The following is a 15,520-nucleotide window of genomic DNA, read 5'->3' as shown; positions in this document are numbered from 1 at the left end:
AAACTTCGAGCCTTTTCTCATTTTCGTCTACCAAGCGCTCAGAAGCTGTCGCCCGGCACCCGCACCCAGCCTTCCATGAGGATGCGCGCACTGCGGCTCATGATCGCCTTGGTCACCGTCCACTCGCCGTTCACCTGCCTGGCCTCGGCACCGACCCGCAAGGTCCCGGAGGGATGACCGAAGCGCACCGCGGTGCGCTCACCGCCACCGGCCGCCAGATTGACGAGGGTACCAGGGATGGCCGCAGCAGTGCCGATGGCCACCGCCGCGGTGCCCATCATCGCGTGGTGCAGCTTGCCCATGGACAGGGCACGCACCAGCAGGTCGATCTCCCCGGCCTTCACCTGCTTGCCGCTGGAAGTCAGATAGTCCTTGGGTGGGGCGACGAAGGCGATCTTCGGGGTGTGCTGGCGGGTGGCGGCCTCTTCCGGGGACTTGATCAGCCCCATGCGCAGGGCGCCGGCCACGCGGATCGCCTCGAAGCGGGCCAGGGCCTCGGGATTACCGTTGATGTCCTCGCGCAGCTCGGTGCCCTGGTAGCCGATGTCCTCGGCGTTGACGAACACCGTGGGGATGCCGGCGCTGATCATGGTGGCCTTGAGGGTGCCGATGCCGGGCACCTCCAGGTCGTCCACCAGGTTGCCGGTGGGGAACATGGACCCGCCCTCCTCGCCGTCGTCGGACGGATCGAGGAACTCCAGAACGATCTCCGCCGCCGGGAAAGTCACCCCGTCCAGCTCGAAGTCGCCGGTCTCCTGAACCTGGCCGTTGCTCACCGGTACCCGGGCGATGATGGTCTTGCGGATGTTGGCTTGCCAGATACGCACTTCGCAGACGCCGTTCTGCGGGATGCGCGCCGGATCCACCAGGCCAGCGTGGATGGCGAAGGCACCTGCAGCGGTGGACAGGTTGCCGCAGTTGCCGCTCCAGTCGACGAACGGCTTGTCGATGGATACCTGGCCGTAGAGGTAGTCCACGTCGTGGCCGGGCTGGCTGCTCCTGGAGAGGATCACGCACTTGCTGGTGCTGGAGGTGGCACCGCCCATGCCGTCGATGTGCGCGCCATAGGGGTCGGGGCTGCCGATCACTCGCATGAACAGGCGATCGCGGGCCTCGCCGGGCACCTGGCAGCGCTCCGGCAGGTCCTCCAGTCGGAAGAACACACCCTTGCTGGTACCGCCACGCATGTAGGTGGCGGGAATCTTGATCTGGGGTTGCTGGGCCATGCTTGAGTCCTGGCTGGTGAAGATGGTGAGAGCCCCTCCCGCGGGTGAGAGAGGTGCTGAGGGAGAGGGACTGACGGACGACTCGGAGCCGCCCTTTATTGTCCCCTCCCCAGCCCTCCCCCATACCTGGGAGAGGGGGCTGTCCGTCAGGCCACTGCGCCGCTAAGGAAGTCCTTGGCGAAGCGCTGCAGAACGCCGCCGGCCTTGTACACGCTGACGTCCGCCGCGGTGTCCAGGCGACAGGTCACCGGCACCCGCTGTACTTCACCGTTGCGCCGGTGGATCACCAGGGTCAGGTCGCAACGCGGCGCCAGCTCGCCCTCGATGTCGTAGGTCTCGGTGCCGTCCAGCCCCAGGGTCAGGCGGGTGGTGCCCGGCTTGAATTCCACCGGCAGCACGCCCATGCCCACCAGGTTGGTGCGGTGGATACGTTCGAAACCTTCGGCGACTATCACCTCGACACCGGCCAGGCGCACGCCCTTGGCCGCCCAGTCACGGCTCGAGCCCTGACCGTAGTCGGCACCGGCGATGATGATCAGGTTCTGCTTGCGGTTCATGTAGGTCTCGATGGCTTCCCACATGCGCATCACCTGGCCTTCCGGCTCGACCCGCGCCAGCGAGCCCTGACGCACGCTGCCGTCCTCGTTGCGCACCATCTCGTTGAACAGCTTCGGGTTGGCGAAGGTGGCGCGCTGGGCGGTCAGGTGGTCACCGCGGTGGGTGGCGTAGGAGTTGAAGTCCTCCTCCGGCAGGCCCATCTTCGCCAGGTACTCGCCGGCCGCCGAGTTGGGCAGGATGGCGTTGGACGGCGAGATGTGGTCGGTGGTGATGTTGTCCGGGAGGATCGCCAGCGGCCGCATGCCCTTGAGGGTCCGCTCGCCGGCCAGGGCGCCTTCCCAGTAGGGCGGACGGCGGATGTAGGTGGACATCGGGCGCCAGTCGTACAGCGGGCTCTCGGCTTCCTTGACGGTACCCAGGTCGAACATGGGGATGTAGACCTGCTTGAACTGCTCCGGCTTGACGTGGGCCGCCACGATGGCATCGATCTCTTCGTCGCTGGGCCACAGATCCTTCAGGGTGATCGGTTTGCCGTTGGCGTCGTAGCCCAGGGCATCCTGCTCTATGTCGAAGCGGATGGTCCCAGCGATGGCATAGGCCACCACCAGCGGCGGTGAGGCCAGGAAGGCCTGCTTGGCATAGGGGTGGATGCGCCCGTCGAAGTTGCGGTTGCCGGACAGCACGGCCACCGCATAGAGGTCGCGGTCGATGATTTCCTGCTGGATCTTCGGCTCCAGGGCACCGGACATGCCGTTACAGGTGGTGCAGGCATAGGCGACGATGCCGAAGCCAAGCTTCTCCAGCTCCGGCAGCAGACCGGCCTCTTCCAGGTACAGCTTGGCGACCTTGGAGCCCGGCGCGAAGGAAGTCTTCACCCAGGGCTTGCGGACCAGCCCCAGGGCGTTGGCCTTCTTCGCCAGCAGGCCGGCAGCCACCACGTTGCGCGGGTTGGAGGTGTTGGTGCAACTGGTGATGGCGGCGATGATCACCGCGCCATCCGGCAGCAGGCCTTGGGCCTCCTCGGCACGGGCCGCGGCCAGCTTGGCCTCGTCGGCGATGCCGCGCTCGGCCAGCGCCGTGGTCGGCAGTCGGCGGTGCGGGTTGGACGGGCCGGCCATGTTGCGCACCACGCTGGACAGGTCGAACTCCAGCACCCGCTCGTATTCGGCGGTGACCAGCGCGCTGCTCCACAGACCAAGGACCTTGGCGTACTGCTCGACCAGCGCGACCTGCTCGGGCTCGCGGCCGGTCAGGCGCAGGTAATCGATGGTCTGCTGGTCGATGTAGAACATCGCCGCGGTGGCGCCGTACTCCGGGCACATGTTGGAGATGGTGGCGCGGTCGCCGATCGACAGGCTGTCCGCGCCCTCGCCGAAGAATTCGACGTAGGCACCCACCACCCGCTCCTTGCGCAGGAACTCGGTCAGGGCCAGGACGATGTCGGTGGCGGTGATGCCGGGCTGGCGCTTGCCGGCGAGCTTGACTCCAACGATGTCGGGCAGGCGCATCATCGACGGATGGCCGAGCATCACGGTTTCCGCTTCCAGGCCACCGACGCCGATGGCGATCACCCCCAGGGCATCCACGTGGGGGGTGTGCGAGTCGGTGCCGACGCAGGTGTCCGGGAAGGCGACGCCGTCGCGAACCTGGATCACCGGGCTCATCTTCTCCAGGTTGATCTGGTGCATGATGCCGTTGCCGGCCGGGATCACGTCGACGTTCTTGAAGGCCGTCTTGGTCCACTCGATGAAGTGGAAGCGGTCCTCGTTGCGCCGCTCCTCGATGGCGCGGTTCTTGGCGAAGGCGTCCGGATCGTAGCCCGGCGCCTCGACGGCCAGGGAGTGGTCGACGATCAGCTGGGTCGGTACCACCGGGTTGACCTTGGACGGATCACCGCCCTGCTCGGCGATGGCGTCGCGCAGGCCGGCCAGGTCGACCAGCGCGGTCTGGCCGAGGATGTCGTGGCAGACCACCCGGGCCGGATACCAGGGGAAGTCCAGGTCGCGCTTGCGGTAGATCAGCTGCTCCAGGGCGGCGGTCAGCTCCTGCGGTTCACAGCGGCGCACCAGCTGCTCGGCCAGCACCCGCGAGGTGTACGGCAGGCCGGCCCAGGCGCCGGGCTTGATGGCATCCACCGCCTCGCGGGCGTCGAAGTAATCCAGCTGGGTGCCGGGCAGCCGCTTGCGGTATTGGCTATTCAGGGTGTCGTTCATGTTATTTGCGCTCCTTGAGCGGCACGAACTCGAGGTCCTCGGGACCGACGTAGTTGGCGCTCGGGCGAATGATCTTGCCGTCCATGCGCTGCTCGATGACGTGGGCCGACCAGCCGGCGGTGCGGGCAATCACGAACAGCGGAGTGAACATGGCGGTGGGCACGCCCATCATGTGGTAGCTGACGGCACTGAACCAGTCGAGGTTGGGGAACATCTTCTTGATGTCCCACATCACAGTCTCCAGGCGCTCGGCGATGTCGAACATCTTGGTGTTGTTCTGCTCCAGGCTGAGCTGCCGGGCGACTTCCTTGATCACCTTGTTGCGTGGATCTGAGACGGTGTAGACCGGGTGACCGAAGCCGATGATCACTTCCTTGCGCTCGACGCGAGCGCGGATGTCGGCTTCCGCCTCGTCCGGGTTGTCGTAGCGCTTCTGTACCTCGAAGGCCACTTCATTGGCACCGCCATGCTTGGGCCCGCGCAGGGCGCCGATAGCGCCGGCGATGCAGGAGTACATGTCCGAGCCGGTGCCGGCAATCACCCGCGAGGTGAAGGTGGAGGCGTTGAACTCGTGCTCGGCGTAGAGGATCAGCGAGGTGTGCATGGCGCGCACCCAGGAGTCACGGGGTTTCTCGCCGTGCAGCAGGTGCAGGAAGTGACCGCCAATGGAATCGTCGTCGGTCTCCACGTCGATGCGCTTGCCGTTGTGGCTGTAGTGGTACCAGTAGAGCAGCGCAGAGCCCAGCGAAGCCATCAGCTTGTCGGCGATGTCGCGGGCGCCCGGATGGTTGTGGTCGTCCTTCTCCGGCGCCAGACAGCCGAGGGTGGAGACCGCGGTGCGCATCACGTCCATCGGGTGTGCCGAGGGCGGCAACTCCTCGAGCACCGCCTTGACTCCGGCCGGCAGGCCGCGCAGGGACTTGAGCTTGGCCTTGTAGCCGGCCAGCTCGGCGACGTTGGGCAGCTTGCCGTGGACCAGCAGGTAGGCGATTTCCTCGAATTCGCAGGTATTGGCGATGTCGAGGATGTCGTAGCCGCGGTAGTGCAGGTCGTTGCCGCTGCGCCCGACGGTGCACAGCGCGGTGTTGCCGGCGGCGGTGCCGCTCAGGGCCACGGACTTCTTCGGCTTGAAGCCAGGAGTGGTTTCAGTGCTGCTCATGGATATCTCCTCGAATCTTGTTGTTCTGTGTTCTTTCCACTGACAGGGCGGCAGGCAACCCGGCTGCGCCCTGCCCTCGGTCGATCACTTCCTGCCGGCGGCAAACAATGCATCGAGCTTCTGCTCGAAGGCGTGGTAGCCGATGCGGTCATAGAGCTCGGCGCGGGTCTGCATCAGTTCGATCACGTCCTTCTGGTGGCCGTTCTGACGGATCGAGGTGTAGACGCTCTCGGCTGCCTTGTTGGCGGCGCGGAAGGCGGACAGCGGGAAGAGCTGGATGGCCACGCCGACCGAAGCCAGCTCGTCACGGGAGAACAGGGGGGTCGCGCCGAACTCGGTGATGTTGGCCAGCACCGGCACCTTCAGGGCCTCGACGAAGCGCTGATAGGTGGGTAGGTCGTAGGCCGCCTCGGCGAAGATGCCGTCGGCTCCGGCCTCGATGTAGCGCTGGCAGCGCTCGATGGCGGCGTCCACGCCCTCGGCCTGGATGGCGTCGGTGCGTGCGATCAGGAAGAACTCGGGGTCGGTCTTGGCATCCACGGCGGCCTTGACACGGTCGACCATCTCCTCGGTGGAGACGATTTCCTTGCCCGGACGGTGGCCGCAACGCTTGGCGCCGACCTGGTCCTCGATGTGGCAGGCGGCGGCACCGGCCTTGATCAGGCTCTTCACGGTGCGCTCGATGTTGAAGGCACTGGGGCCGAAGCCAGTGTCGATGTCCACCAGCAGTGGCAGGTCGCAGACGTCGGTGATGCGCCGCACGTCGGTGAGCACATCGTCCAAGGTGTTGATGCCCAGGTCCGGCAGGCCTAGGGAGCCAGCCGCCACGCCGCCACCGGACAGGTAGATGGCCTTGAAACCGGCACGCTTGGCCAGCAGCGCGTGGTTGGCGTTGATCGCGCCGATGACCTGCAACGGTTTCTCTTCGGCAAGGGCCTGGCGGAAACGCTGGCCGGGGGAAAGCTGACTCATGACTCACCTCTTGGTTTGGCTGTCTTCTGGGCGTCCTGGAAGTGACGCTCGATGTTGCGTTTGGAAGCGCCGATGTGGCGGCGCATCAGCAGCTCGGCCAGCTCGCCGTCACGCTCGGCGATGGCGTCGAGAATGCGGTGGTGCTCGGCGAAGGCCTGGCGCGGCCGGTTCGGCGTGGCGGAGAACTGCAGGCGGTACATGCGCACCAGTTGATAGAGCTCGTCGCAGAGCAGCTTGGCGAGGGTGCGATTGCCGCTGCCCTGGATGATCCGGTAGTGGAAGTCGAAATCCCCTTCCTGCTGGTAGTAGCCGACCCCGGCCTGGAAGGCGGCATCCTGCTCGTGCAGGTCGAGGACCCGGCGCAGCTCGTCGATCTGCGCCTGGCTCATGCGCTCGGCGGCCAGGCGGCAGGCCATGCCCTCCAGGGATTCGCGGATCTCGTACAGCTCGATCAGCTCCGCATGACTGAGGGACACCACCCGGGCGCCGACGTGCGGTACCCGCACCAGCAGCTTCTGACCTTCCAGGCGATGGATGGCCTCGCGCAGCGGGCCACGGCTGATACCGTAGGTACGTGCCAGTTCCGGCTCGGAAATCTTGCTGCCGGGAGCGATCTCGCCCTTGATGATGGCCGACTGAATGCGCCGGAAGACATGTTCCGAGAGCGTCTCGGCCTCGTCCTGGGCTACCGGGTTGGGGGTTGTCACGTCCAGCATGATTGTCGACACATTGACAGTGAATTGCCATGAAGGCTAAACGCCAAAGCCAATCCCGTCAAACGCGAAAACAGAATTGTCGACAATCGTCTGATAATCGAAAACGCTCGACCGAGCATCCCTCGGATCGCCACGGCTTGATTCGCCTGTCGCCGCTGACATGCCAGGGTGCTAGAATGCCGCGCCGCCTGACCGGGAATGCCGGTCTTCCTGCTAGACTCCACGCGACCGTTCCATATCCACAGGACTTATGAGACTCGAGCCCTTTGCCCTGCCGTTCTGCCTTTTCCTCCTGCCCGGCCTGAGTCTCGCTGCCGAGAAGACCATCTATGGTCTGAATGAGTACGCCACCCTTCCCGAGCTAGGCGCCGAACTCGCCGCCAAACTGGACACCGGCGCCAAGACCGCCTCGCTGAGCGCGCGCGGCATCGAACGCTTCAAGCGCGATGGGGAAACCTGGGTGCGCTTCTACCTGGGCACCGATGATGCCCAGGAGACCCCGATCGAGCGCCCGCTGGCGCGGATCAGCAAGATCAAGCGCCGCGCCGGCGACTACAACGCCGAGGAAGAGAAGAACTACACGGCCCGTCCGGTGATCGAACTGAGCGTCTGCCTGGGCAGCACGCTGCGCAACATCGAAGTGAACTTGACCGACCGAAGCGCGTTCCAATACCCCCTCCTGATCGGCTCCGAAGCTCTCAAGCGTTTCGGAGCCCTGGTCGACCCAAGCCTTAAATACGCAGCCGGTAAACCGGACTGCGCCACTGACGCAAACTCAGCAGAGTAATCTACATGCGCTCTCTCAACCTCCATCTGAAAGCCCTGATCGGCGTGCTGGTGATCCTGGGTCTTCTGATCACTGCCTACCAGATCTTCGTGCTCGGCATCCCGGTGACCGAGGACGAGACCGACGATCTGTGGAACATCGACGCCAAGGTCGAATTCCAGGCCAGCCCGAACAGCCCGGTGAAGGTGCAGCTCTTCGTGCCGCCCCTGACCCAGGACTACGTCAGCCTGAACGAGAGCTTCGTGTCGCGTAACTACGGCGTGAGCATCAACCGCGCCGACGGCAACCGCCGAGTCACTTGGTCGGCACGCCGCGCCAGCGGCAATCAGACCCTCTACTACCGCCTGGTGCTGACTAAGCGCTACAGCGGCGAGCAGCCCAAGCCGAAGGGGCCGATCTTCCGCGACAGCCTGCCCGTGGAAGGCCCCGAGAAGATCGCCGCGGAAGCCCTGCTGGCTCCCATCCGCCAGCATTCGGCGGACGTCGAAACCTTCATCACCGAGACCATCAAGCGGGTCAACAACACCAGCGACGACAACGTCAAGCTGCTGCTCGGCGGCGATACCTCGGTGGCCAACAAGGCCAAGGCCATCGAGCTGCTGCTGTCCATCGCCCACGTACCGATGGAGCGCCTGCACACCATCCGCCTGATCGCCGACGTGCAGCAGAGTCCGGAACTCTGGGTACGCAGCTTCAACGGCGAGAAATGGCTGTACTTCAACCCGGAAACCGGCGAACAGGGCCTGCCGGCCGACCGTCTGATCTGGTGGTTCGGCGACGAGCCGCTGATCAGCGTCGACGGCGGCCGCCGCGCGCAGGTCAGCTTCAACCTCAACAGCAGCGAAATCAACGCCATCCACCTGGCCAAGCTGACCGACGAGAGCACCGAGGCCGGCTTCCTCGAGTACTCGCTGTACGGCCTGCCGCTGCAGACCCAACAGACCTTCCAGATCATGATCATGATCCCCCTGGGCGTGCTGGTGATCCTGATCCTGCGTAACCTGATCGGCCTGCAGACCCTGGGTACCTTCACCCCGGTGCTGATCGCACTGGCCTTCCGCGAAACCGGCCTGCAATGGGGCATCGCCCTATTCACGGTGATCACCGCGCTGGGCCTATCGCTGCGCTCCTACCTGGAGCATCTGAAGCTGCAGATGCTGCCGCGCCTGTCGGTGGTGCTGACCTTCGTGGTGGTGACCATCGCCGCCATCAGCCTGCTCAGCCACAAGCTGGGCTTCGACAGCGGCCTGTCGGTGGCCCTGTTCCCCATGGTGATCCTGACCATGAGCATCGAGCGCCTGTCGATCACCTGGGAAGAGCGCGGTGCCGCCCACGCCATGAAGGCCGCGGTCGGCACCCTGTTCGCCGCCTCACTGGCCTACCTGCTGATGAAGGTGCCCGAGCTGGTGTACTTCGTGTTCACCTTCCCGGCGGTACTCCTGGTGCTGGTCGGTTTCATGCTGGCGATGGGTCGCTACCGCGGCTACCGGCTGACCGAGCTGTTCCGCTTCAAAGCCTTCCTGAAGGACTGAGCCATGTTCGGCCTGATCAAGCGATGGAAAGCCCTGGAAGCCAAGGGCATCATGGGCATCAACCGGCGCAACGCGGACTATGTGCTGAAGTACAACGAGCGGCGCCTCTACCCCATCGTCGACGACAAGATCCTCACCAAGCAGCGTGCCATCCAGGCGGGCATCAACGTGCCTGAAATGTACGGGATCATCGAGACCGAAAAGGACATCGAGAAGCTTTCCTCGATCATCGGCGAGCACAGCGATTTCGTGATCAAGCCGGCGCAAGGCGCCGGCGGCGACGGAATCCTGGTGATCGCCGACCGCTTCGAGGATCGCTACAAGACGGTCTCCGGGCGGATCATCAGCCACGAGGAGATCGAACATCAGATCTCCAACATCCTTACCGGTCTGTACTCCCTCGGCGGGCACCGCGACCGCGCGCTGATCGAGTACCGGGTGACCCCGGATCCGATCTTCAAGAGCATCAGCTACGAAGGCGTTCCAGACATCCGCATCATCGTCCTCAAAGGCTACCCGGTGATGGGCATGCTGCGCCTGCCGACCCGCCAGTCCAACGGCAAGGCCAACCTGCACCAGGGAGCCATCGGCGTGGGCGTGGATCTGGCCACCGGAGTGACCCTCAAGGGCACCTGGCTGAACGCCAAGATCAGCAAGCATCCGGACACCGGCAACGCGGTGGACGGCGTGCAGCTGCCCAACTGGGACGGCTTCATGAAACTCGCCGCCGGCTGCTATGAACTCTGCGGCCTAGGCTACATCGGCGTGGACATGGTGCTGGACCAGGAAAAGGGCCCGCTGATCCTCGAACTCAACGCCCGCCCCGGCCTGAACATCCAGATCGCCAATGACTGCGGCCTGACCAAGCGCACCCATGCCATCGAGGCGCGCCTGGCGGAGCTGGAAGCCAAGGGCATCCAGGAAAACGTCGAGGAACGGGTGAAATTCTCCCAGGAGACGTTCGGCCACGTGCATCCGGCGAAGGCCGAGGCCTGATCCCCGCCCCTCCACACGAAAAGCCCGGCACTCGCCGGGCTTCTTCGTTACGATCGGCAGGACTTCCTAGCGCACCACCGCCAGCTCGAAGCCCCCCTCGTCACCGTGGGCATGGGCCTGCATGCCGGCGGCATCCAGCTCGAGAGCCTGCAGCGGGCGCTTGAAGGGCTTGTTGTCGAGGGTCTTCAGACTGCGGTCCTCGTTGGTAGTGATCAGTAGTACGTAGCGCTCGCCGGCCTCGGCGTGGACCGGCACGGTGCCCTCGATGAAGGCGTAGCGGTACCAGGTTTCCGGGTGCAACTGGTAGACCGCATCGCTGACCAGCCGGGTCGGCCGCTTATGCTCGTCGAGGAACAGCAGCGAGGGATAGACCAGACCCTTGTTGGCGAAACTGCGCACCCGCAGGCCATAGGTCAGGTGCGAGCGCGGCAGCTTGAGGGCCGCGTAGTAGCTGCGCCCCATGGGGAAGTCCAGGCTCGGCGAGAAACGGTTCAGCTCCTCGTAGCGCGGCTCGTCGGCGGACAGCTCAGTGAAGTCACTGTCGGCCAGTTGGGCGCAGCAGAGGTTCACCAGCTCCTGGTAGAGGCCGTCGCCCTTCGGACTGCTGCCGGCCAGCAAGGCCTGCATGGCCTCGGTCGGCTGGCCGTCGAGGGCCGGCAGCAGCGGCTGGCGGCTGGCAAACTCGATCTGTCGGCCCTCGGTGAAGCGGATCGGCTGGCTACCACCGGAGCGTTTCGCTGCCGGCAGCACCGGGGAGTTGCGCATCCGGCCCTGCTCGTCCACCCAGGTGTAGTAGCGCTCGTCCTGCCCCGGGCGCACGTAGCCGCGGCCTTCCAGCGCATCGGCATCGATGTAATCGCTGAAACGCTCACCATTCGGCAGCAGCTGGTCCGGGCGCCCGCTAAGCAGTTCGCGGTCGCCGGCGTAGAAGCTGTTCTGCAGATTGCCGTTGGCATCCACCCAGGTGAAGTAACGGCGCTTCACCTCCCCGGTCGTCGCCGTACCCGGCCACTGGGCACCCTGGCCCTGGTTCAAGCGGATGCGCTCGGCGAGGCTGGCCCGCCGCGCCGCCTGGCGCTGTAGCTCGCTGTACTGGCTGTCGACGAAGGTGTTGTGCACCCTGCCCTGATCGTCTACCCAGGTCAGGTAGCGGCCCTGGCCGTGGGCCGCCGGCAGAACCAGCAGGCTGCACAGCAGGAGGAGTGGCAGTGGCGACGAACTCCGCATGGCAGTGACTCAGAAGGTGGTCTGGTAGGTCAGCGCCAGGATGTAGGCCTTGACGCGGGTCTCGATGTCCAGGTCGGCATAGGGGTTGTAGACCATGTTGTCGATGCTGGTGCAGTTGACGTTGCAGCTGACTCCCGAAGGGATGCTCTGCTTGCTGGTCAGGTAGTTGAAGCCGATGTCGATGATGGTGTCCTTGTCCCAGCGGTAGCCCAGGCCGAGGCCGTAGAGCTTGGCGTCGCCCAAGGGCGCCAGCACGTCGGCCTTGTTGCCGGGAATCGCCGAGGGTCGCGGCTCGAAACCGAAACGCAGGCTCAGGCGGTCGTTGACGTCGTACTGCACGCCGACAGCCCAGCTCCACACCGATTCATAGTCGCGGTCGAGGATGATGGAGGTCTCGGTGGCGTTGTCCGGCGAGAAGACCCGGGCGATCTTGAGGATGTCCAGCTTGCGGTCGAACTCCAGCACGAACTTGTCCCAGGCCGCGTAGTCGGTCCACTTCAGGTCGAAGTTGATCTGCCAGCGCGGGTGCGGCTTGAGCTTGATGCCGGTGGCGAAGTGTGCCGGATAAGTCAGATCCATGGAGACGTTGCCGGACTCCTCGGCGAACACCCCGTCCGGGGTGATGCTATCGAAGATCACCCCGATCAGCGAGCTGTCCAGGCCGCGCCAGAAGCCCTGCCAGTCCTCCGAGTACTTCATCCGGTACTTGCCCTGCAGGTGCATCTTCGCCTCGCTCTGGTACACCGCGCCCCAGGCGAACCAGTCGGTAGGCTCCCAGAGCACGCCGAAGTTCCAGGTGGGCGACAGCGACTGCTGCATGTCGATGTCCAGATTGCCGATATCGGTGAAGGGCCCCATGTCGCCACCGCAGAGATTCAGCAATACCTCGAAGGGGTTGCCCTCGATGATGCAAAGAAGATCCTGGGCCACGCCGGTGAATCCGGTGAGAATGCCTGGGGCGCGGAAGTCCTGGTTGAGCGCCACTGCCTGGTGGGAGAAGCCGATGGACAGGCCCACCGACAGCTCATCGTTGACTTGGTAGCCGAGCGACGGCGAGAAGTAGGTAATGCGCTGCAGCACCACCTCCTTGCCTTGGTAGCGGCCTGGATCATCGCCATCCCGGGAATAACCCAGCGCCTGGGGAGCGTAGACGTTGGTGGCGAAGGTCAGCTTGGAGCCCGGCGGGTTGATCGAGATGCCCGCCAGCGGTGCGAACAGCATCGGCACATCGACGGCCCCACCCAGGCCGGGCAGGTACATGGCCGCCGTGGTGGTACGGCTGGAGCGGTTCTTGACCGGGTCGTCGTTCAGGCCCAGGAAGCTGCTGCCGTAGTCCGGCGGCGCATCGAAGTCGGCGCGGATGTCCATCATCCAGGTAATGAACTTCACCGTGGTCTGACGCCCCTTGAGCTTGGTCAGGGCCGCCGGGTTGTAGTGCACCGCGTCTATGCCGCTGGAGTCGGCGGTGATGGCATTGCCCAGGGCCATCGCCTTGGGGTTGCCGATGGTCAGGTTCTGGGCCATCTGCGCTTGCGCCGCCCCGCTAAAGAGCAGGGTCGTCCACGCAATGGCGCTTGCGAGCGCTGTGATTCGCATCGTCATGGGAACTCCGCTGCGCTACTGGGCCTTCAGGCCCTTGATATCGAGGGGCAGCGACAGCCCCAGCAGGATGTCCGGGGAGTCCTCGGTCAGGCCGAAACCGGCGTTGACGTTGACGATGTAGTCGGGCGCGGTACGCATGCCCAGCGAGAAGTTCATGATCGCGCTGGTCTGCTCCGAGCCCTCGTAGCTGGCATCGGCGAAGGTGTAGGTCGGCTTGAAGCTGTGCGCCATCTGGTAGGAGGTCGCCAGCGACACGTCGTAGGACAGCGCGTAGGCGAAGCCCATGCTGAAGTTGAGCGTCGAGCCCGGCTCGACCTTGTTCAGCTCGCGTCCGCCGCGCACCTGGTGGAGGCCGGTGACCGGCAGGTTGTAGGTGTAGCCGAGGGAACCGAACAGCACCACAGGGTCGATCACGTAGGACATGTTCAGGCCGCCGCCGATGCTGTAGTAGCCGTTGCCGGTTGCCAGGTCCTTGCTGCTGTTGATGTCGTAGGGGCTGGTGCCGGTCGGCAGGCCCAGGGTGCCGTACAGGGTGTACACCGGGCGGCCACGCACCGAGGCCCAGGGCTGCCAGCGCAGGCTCAGGGAAATGTCGCCCAGGCCGTAGACGTCGATCTCCCGCTCGGTGTCGTACTTGGCCACCAGCGGCAGGCGCATGCTGAAGGTCAGGTTGTCCCAGATGCCGTAGTCGAAGGTGAAGGAGTTGGTGAAGGTGTGCTGCGCCTCCGGCAGGGCCAGCACGCTATACACCTCGTTACCGGTCCTGACGCTCTGGATCTGGGTATCGCGCATCATCGAGTAGTCGAAGCCGTAGGTCAGCGTACGCTCGCCCTTCTTGAGCAGCGTGTAGCTCTTCTCGGCGGCCTGAAAGACTTCCTCCAGCGCCTTGGTGGTGTCGGCGTCGTCCTCCTTCTTGCTCAAGGCCTCCCGCGCTTCGTCGATTTCGACGCCCCATGACGGAGCGGCAACCAGCAACGTTAGCATGGCAAGCCATGCGCCCCCCTTGAACCCCATTGAGGCTATCCCCCGTAGATTCTTGTTATACCGGGCGAATGCACGCACGGCCCGGATGCCCTGAATGGTTTCCACCGCTCACTTGCGGCGGATGTACTGAATGTCGCCGTCGGCCCCGAGCTGGTCGGCCTGGATTTCCATGAACTTGCTCATCTGCGGAAAATCGCGGAACGCCAGCAGGCTGACGGTACGGTCGTCGACCAGGCGAAGGTCATGCTCGCCAAGCGCCAATGCATTGTGCGGCTCCTGATCACCAGGGAAGATCATGAACAGGACGTTCTGGTCCCAGATCTCCTCGAAACGTACGCGGGTGAAACTGATGTTTCCGAGCGCCGGGTCGGCGACGAAGACGTGGTCGTTGTAGACGTCGCGCACCACCACGAAATGTTTGAAGCCGGCATAGTGGATCGGCACTATGGCCGGGTGCTCCAGTGCCTCGAGGTCGTCGAAGTCGGCCCGGAAGCCGCCGCTCTGGTAGCCCAAGGCTGCGACGTAACGCTTCATGTCCAGCAGGGAAAAGCCGCGCCGCTCGACGATCTTCTCCACCTCGCCATACTGCAGCAGCCCCTCCATGACCTGGTGTTCCTCCAGGTTGCGCCCCAGGTAGTAGTCCAGCAGGGTAGTCAGCGCGGCCGAGCCGCAGCTGTAGTCGTAGGCCTGACGGATCACGCTGCGAAACTGCAACTGGCTCATCGGCTCCAGGGTCACGCTTTCCCGCAAGGGACCGTTGGGCACCATGGCCTGGGTCAGATTGACCGTCCCCTGCGCCGGTGGCTTGGTGTCCACCGCCTCGGTGAAGCCGAACAGGCCAATCAGGCTGCCCACGAGAATCTCGATCATCCACAAGTTCCGGCGTAGCGACTGCTCTCAAGGAACGAGCCCCGCCGGCCGGGCCGACGGGGCGTTCCGGATCAAACCATCAAGACGGGATCAGTGGCCCCAGATCTTGACGGTGGTGCCGCCCATGTCGATGTCGGCGATTTCCAGGCCGCCGAGGGTGCTTCCGCCGGTCAGGGCGCCGCTGGCGTAGGCACCGCCGACGTTGATCGCCCCGATGGTGACCTTACCGGTCATGCTCGGCAGACCGATGGCCAGCTGCTGGGTATCATCGCCACCGATCGAGGTGGTAACCACGTCCACGGTCAGCGGGCTGTCATCGGTGATTTTGAAGCCATCCATGACGATGTTGCTGAGGTTGAGACGGCCGACAGTCGAGCCATCACGATCCAGGTAGGCGATGTTGCCGATGGAACCGCTGAAGTCACCGGAAATGCTGATGCCATCCTGACCGGTAACGGCTGCCAGGGCGCTGTCGTCCATGGACTTCAGATCGGCCTGAGCCATGAAGGGGGCAGCCAGAACGGCAGCGAGGGCCAGTTGTTTGAAGCCTTTTTTCATTGTTGTTCTCTCCAAGGTTCACAGGTTGGGTTGTTGCCGTTGACGTCCTGTCCTGGGGCAACCGGGCCGGCTCACGCCGACCTCCGGATCCGCGATGGCTTCCCTAGGTATCGCCGGTCC

General features: G+C 64.6%; 13 protein-coding genes. 3 read left to right on the top strand and 10 right to left on the bottom strand.

Annotated elements, in window-relative coordinates; all coding sequences use genetic code 11:
- Positions 1-38: 38 nt before the first annotated feature.
- The 5 genes from prpF to H165_RS0108250 all read right to left on the bottom strand — a co-directional run bounded on the left by prpF (position 39) and on the right by H165_RS0108250 (position 6,844).
- Positions 39-1,226 carry a 2-methylaconitate cis-trans isomerase PrpF gene (gene prpF, locus H165_RS0108270; protein WP_017938456.1) on the bottom strand — a complete coding sequence of 396 codons (1,188 nt, stop codon included), beginning with the start codon at positions 1,224-1,226 and terminating at the stop codon, positions 39-41.
- Between the two features lie 146 nt (positions 1,227-1,372).
- A complete protein-coding gene (gene acnD / locus H165_RS0108265; protein WP_017938455.1) occupies positions 1,373-3,997 on the bottom strand; it encodes a Fe/S-dependent 2-methylisocitrate dehydratase AcnD in 2,625 nt (874 codons plus the stop codon).
- A 1-nt stretch (position 3,998) separates the two neighbouring features.
- Positions 3,999-5,156: a bifunctional 2-methylcitrate synthase/citrate synthase gene (prpC, locus tag H165_RS0108260; protein ID WP_017938454.1), complete on the bottom strand. Its 1,158-nt coding sequence runs from the start codon at positions 5,154-5,156 to the stop codon at positions 3,999-4,001.
- Between the two features lie 84 nt (positions 5,157-5,240).
- Positions 5,241-6,128 carry a methylisocitrate lyase gene (prpB, locus tag H165_RS0108255; RefSeq protein WP_017938453.1) on the bottom strand — a complete coding sequence of 296 codons (888 nt, stop codon included), beginning with the start codon at positions 6,126-6,128 and terminating at the stop codon, positions 5,241-5,243.
- Complete coding sequence (locus H165_RS0108250) at positions 6,125-6,844, bottom strand: GntR family transcriptional regulator (protein ID WP_017938452.1); 720 nt, start codon at positions 6,842-6,844, stop codon at positions 6,125-6,127. The genes prpB and H165_RS0108250 overlap by 4 nt, the downstream gene beginning before the upstream one ends.
- 250 nt (positions 6,845-7,094) lie before the next feature.
- On the opposite strand from H165_RS0108250, the gene rloA reads away from it, so the two are divergent.
- The 3 genes from rloA to H165_RS0108235 are packed head-to-tail and all read left to right on the top strand — an operon-like array spanning position 7,095 to position 10,159.
- Positions 7,095-7,631, top strand: coding sequence for a retropepsin-like aspartic peptidase RloA (gene rloA / locus H165_RS0108245; protein ID WP_017938451.1), 537 nt, complete (start codon positions 7,095-7,097; stop codon positions 7,629-7,631).
- Positions 7,632-7,636: 5 nt separating this feature from the next.
- Positions 7,637-9,163: an osmotic stress tolerance membrane protein RloB gene (gene rloB / locus H165_RS0108240; RefSeq protein WP_017938450.1), complete on the top strand. Its 1,527-nt coding sequence runs from the start codon at positions 7,637-7,639 to the stop codon at positions 9,161-9,163.
- Positions 9,164-9,166: 3 nt separating this feature from the next.
- Positions 9,167-10,159, top strand: a complete 993-nt coding sequence (locus H165_RS0108235; protein ID WP_017938449.1) for an alpha-L-glutamate ligase-like protein — start codon at positions 9,167-9,169, stop codon at positions 10,157-10,159.
- Between the two features lie 66 nt (positions 10,160-10,225).
- Here H165_RS0108235 and H165_RS0108230 read toward each other — a convergent pair whose 3' ends face one another.
- The 5 genes from H165_RS0108230 to H165_RS0108210 all read right to left on the bottom strand — a co-directional run bounded on the left by H165_RS0108230 (position 10,226) and on the right by H165_RS0108210 (position 15,400).
- Positions 10,226-11,386: a MalM family protein gene (locus H165_RS0108230; protein WP_017938448.1), complete on the bottom strand. Its 1,161-nt coding sequence runs from the start codon at positions 11,384-11,386 to the stop codon at positions 10,226-10,228.
- 9 nt (positions 11,387-11,395) lie between these two features.
- A complete protein-coding gene (locus tag H165_RS0108225; protein ID WP_026146468.1) occupies positions 11,396-12,988 on the bottom strand; it encodes an outer membrane protein transport protein in 1,593 nt (530 codons plus the stop codon).
- A 15-nt stretch (positions 12,989-13,003) separates the two neighbouring features.
- On the bottom strand, positions 13,004-13,972 hold the full coding sequence (locus H165_RS0108220) for a transporter (RefSeq protein WP_231492907.1): 969 nt from the start codon (positions 13,970-13,972) through the stop codon (positions 13,004-13,006).
- Between the two features lie 108 nt (positions 13,973-14,080).
- Complete coding sequence (locus H165_RS0108215; RefSeq protein WP_017938445.1) at positions 14,081-14,842, bottom strand: C39 family peptidase; 762 nt, start codon at positions 14,840-14,842, stop codon at positions 14,081-14,083.
- Between the two features lie 90 nt (positions 14,843-14,932).
- Positions 14,933-15,400, bottom strand: coding sequence for a DUF6160 family protein (locus H165_RS0108210; protein WP_017938444.1), 468 nt, complete (start codon positions 15,398-15,400; stop codon positions 14,933-14,935).
- Between the last annotated feature and the right edge of the window lie 120 nt (positions 15,401-15,520).

Source organism: Pseudomonas thermotolerans DSM 14292, from assembly GCF_000364625.1.
GTDB lineage: Bacteria > Pseudomonadota > Gammaproteobacteria > Pseudomonadales > Pseudomonadaceae > Aquipseudomonas > Aquipseudomonas thermotolerans.
The sequence above is the reverse complement of the archived record's forward strand: the minus strand, read 5'-3'. Positions and strand labels throughout refer to the sequence as shown.

Excerpts from the sequence above, each read along its gene's own strand:
- rloB (WP_017938450.1), top strand. The coding sequence starts at position 7,637 with ATGCGCTCTCTCAACCTCCATCTGAAAGCCCTGATCGGCGTGCTGGTG.
- prpF (WP_017938456.1), bottom strand. The coding sequence starts at position 1,226 with ATGGCCCAGCAACCCCAGATCAAGATTCCCGCCACCTACATGCGTGGC.
- H165_RS0108230 (WP_017938448.1), bottom strand. The coding sequence starts at position 11,386 with ATGCGGAGTTCGTCGCCACTGCCACTCCTCCTGCTGTGCAGCCTGCTG.
- rloA (WP_017938451.1), top strand. The coding sequence starts at position 7,095 with ATGAGACTCGAGCCCTTTGCCCTGCCGTTCTGCCTTTTCCTCCTGCCC.
- H165_RS0108215 (WP_017938445.1), bottom strand. The coding sequence starts at position 14,842 with ATGATCGAGATTCTCGTGGGCAGCCTGATTGGCCTGTTCGGCTTCACC.
- H165_RS0108225 (WP_026146468.1), bottom strand. The coding sequence starts at position 12,988 with ATGACGATGCGAATCACAGCGCTCGCAAGCGCCATTGCGTGGACGACC.
- H165_RS0108250 (WP_017938452.1), bottom strand. The coding sequence starts at position 6,844 with ATGCTGGACGTGACAACCCCCAACCCGGTAGCCCAGGACGAGGCCGAG.
- H165_RS0108235 (WP_017938449.1), top strand. The coding sequence starts at position 9,167 with ATGTTCGGCCTGATCAAGCGATGGAAAGCCCTGGAAGCCAAGGGCATC.
- acnD (WP_017938455.1), bottom strand. The coding sequence starts at position 3,997 with ATGAACGACACCCTGAATAGCCAATACCGCAAGCGGCTGCCCGGCACC.
- prpB (WP_017938453.1), bottom strand. The coding sequence starts at position 6,128 with ATGAGTCAGCTTTCCCCCGGCCAGCGTTTCCGCCAGGCCCTTGCCGAA.
- H165_RS0108210 (WP_017938444.1), bottom strand. The coding sequence starts at position 15,400 with ATGAAAAAAGGCTTCAAACAACTGGCCCTCGCTGCCGTTCTGGCTGCC.
- H165_RS0108220 (WP_231492907.1), bottom strand. The coding sequence starts at position 13,972 with ATGCTAACGTTGCTGGTTGCCGCTCCGTCATGGGGCGTCGAAATCGAC.
- prpC (WP_017938454.1), bottom strand. The coding sequence starts at position 5,156 with ATGAGCAGCACTGAAACCACTCCTGGCTTCAAGCCGAAGAAGTCCGTG.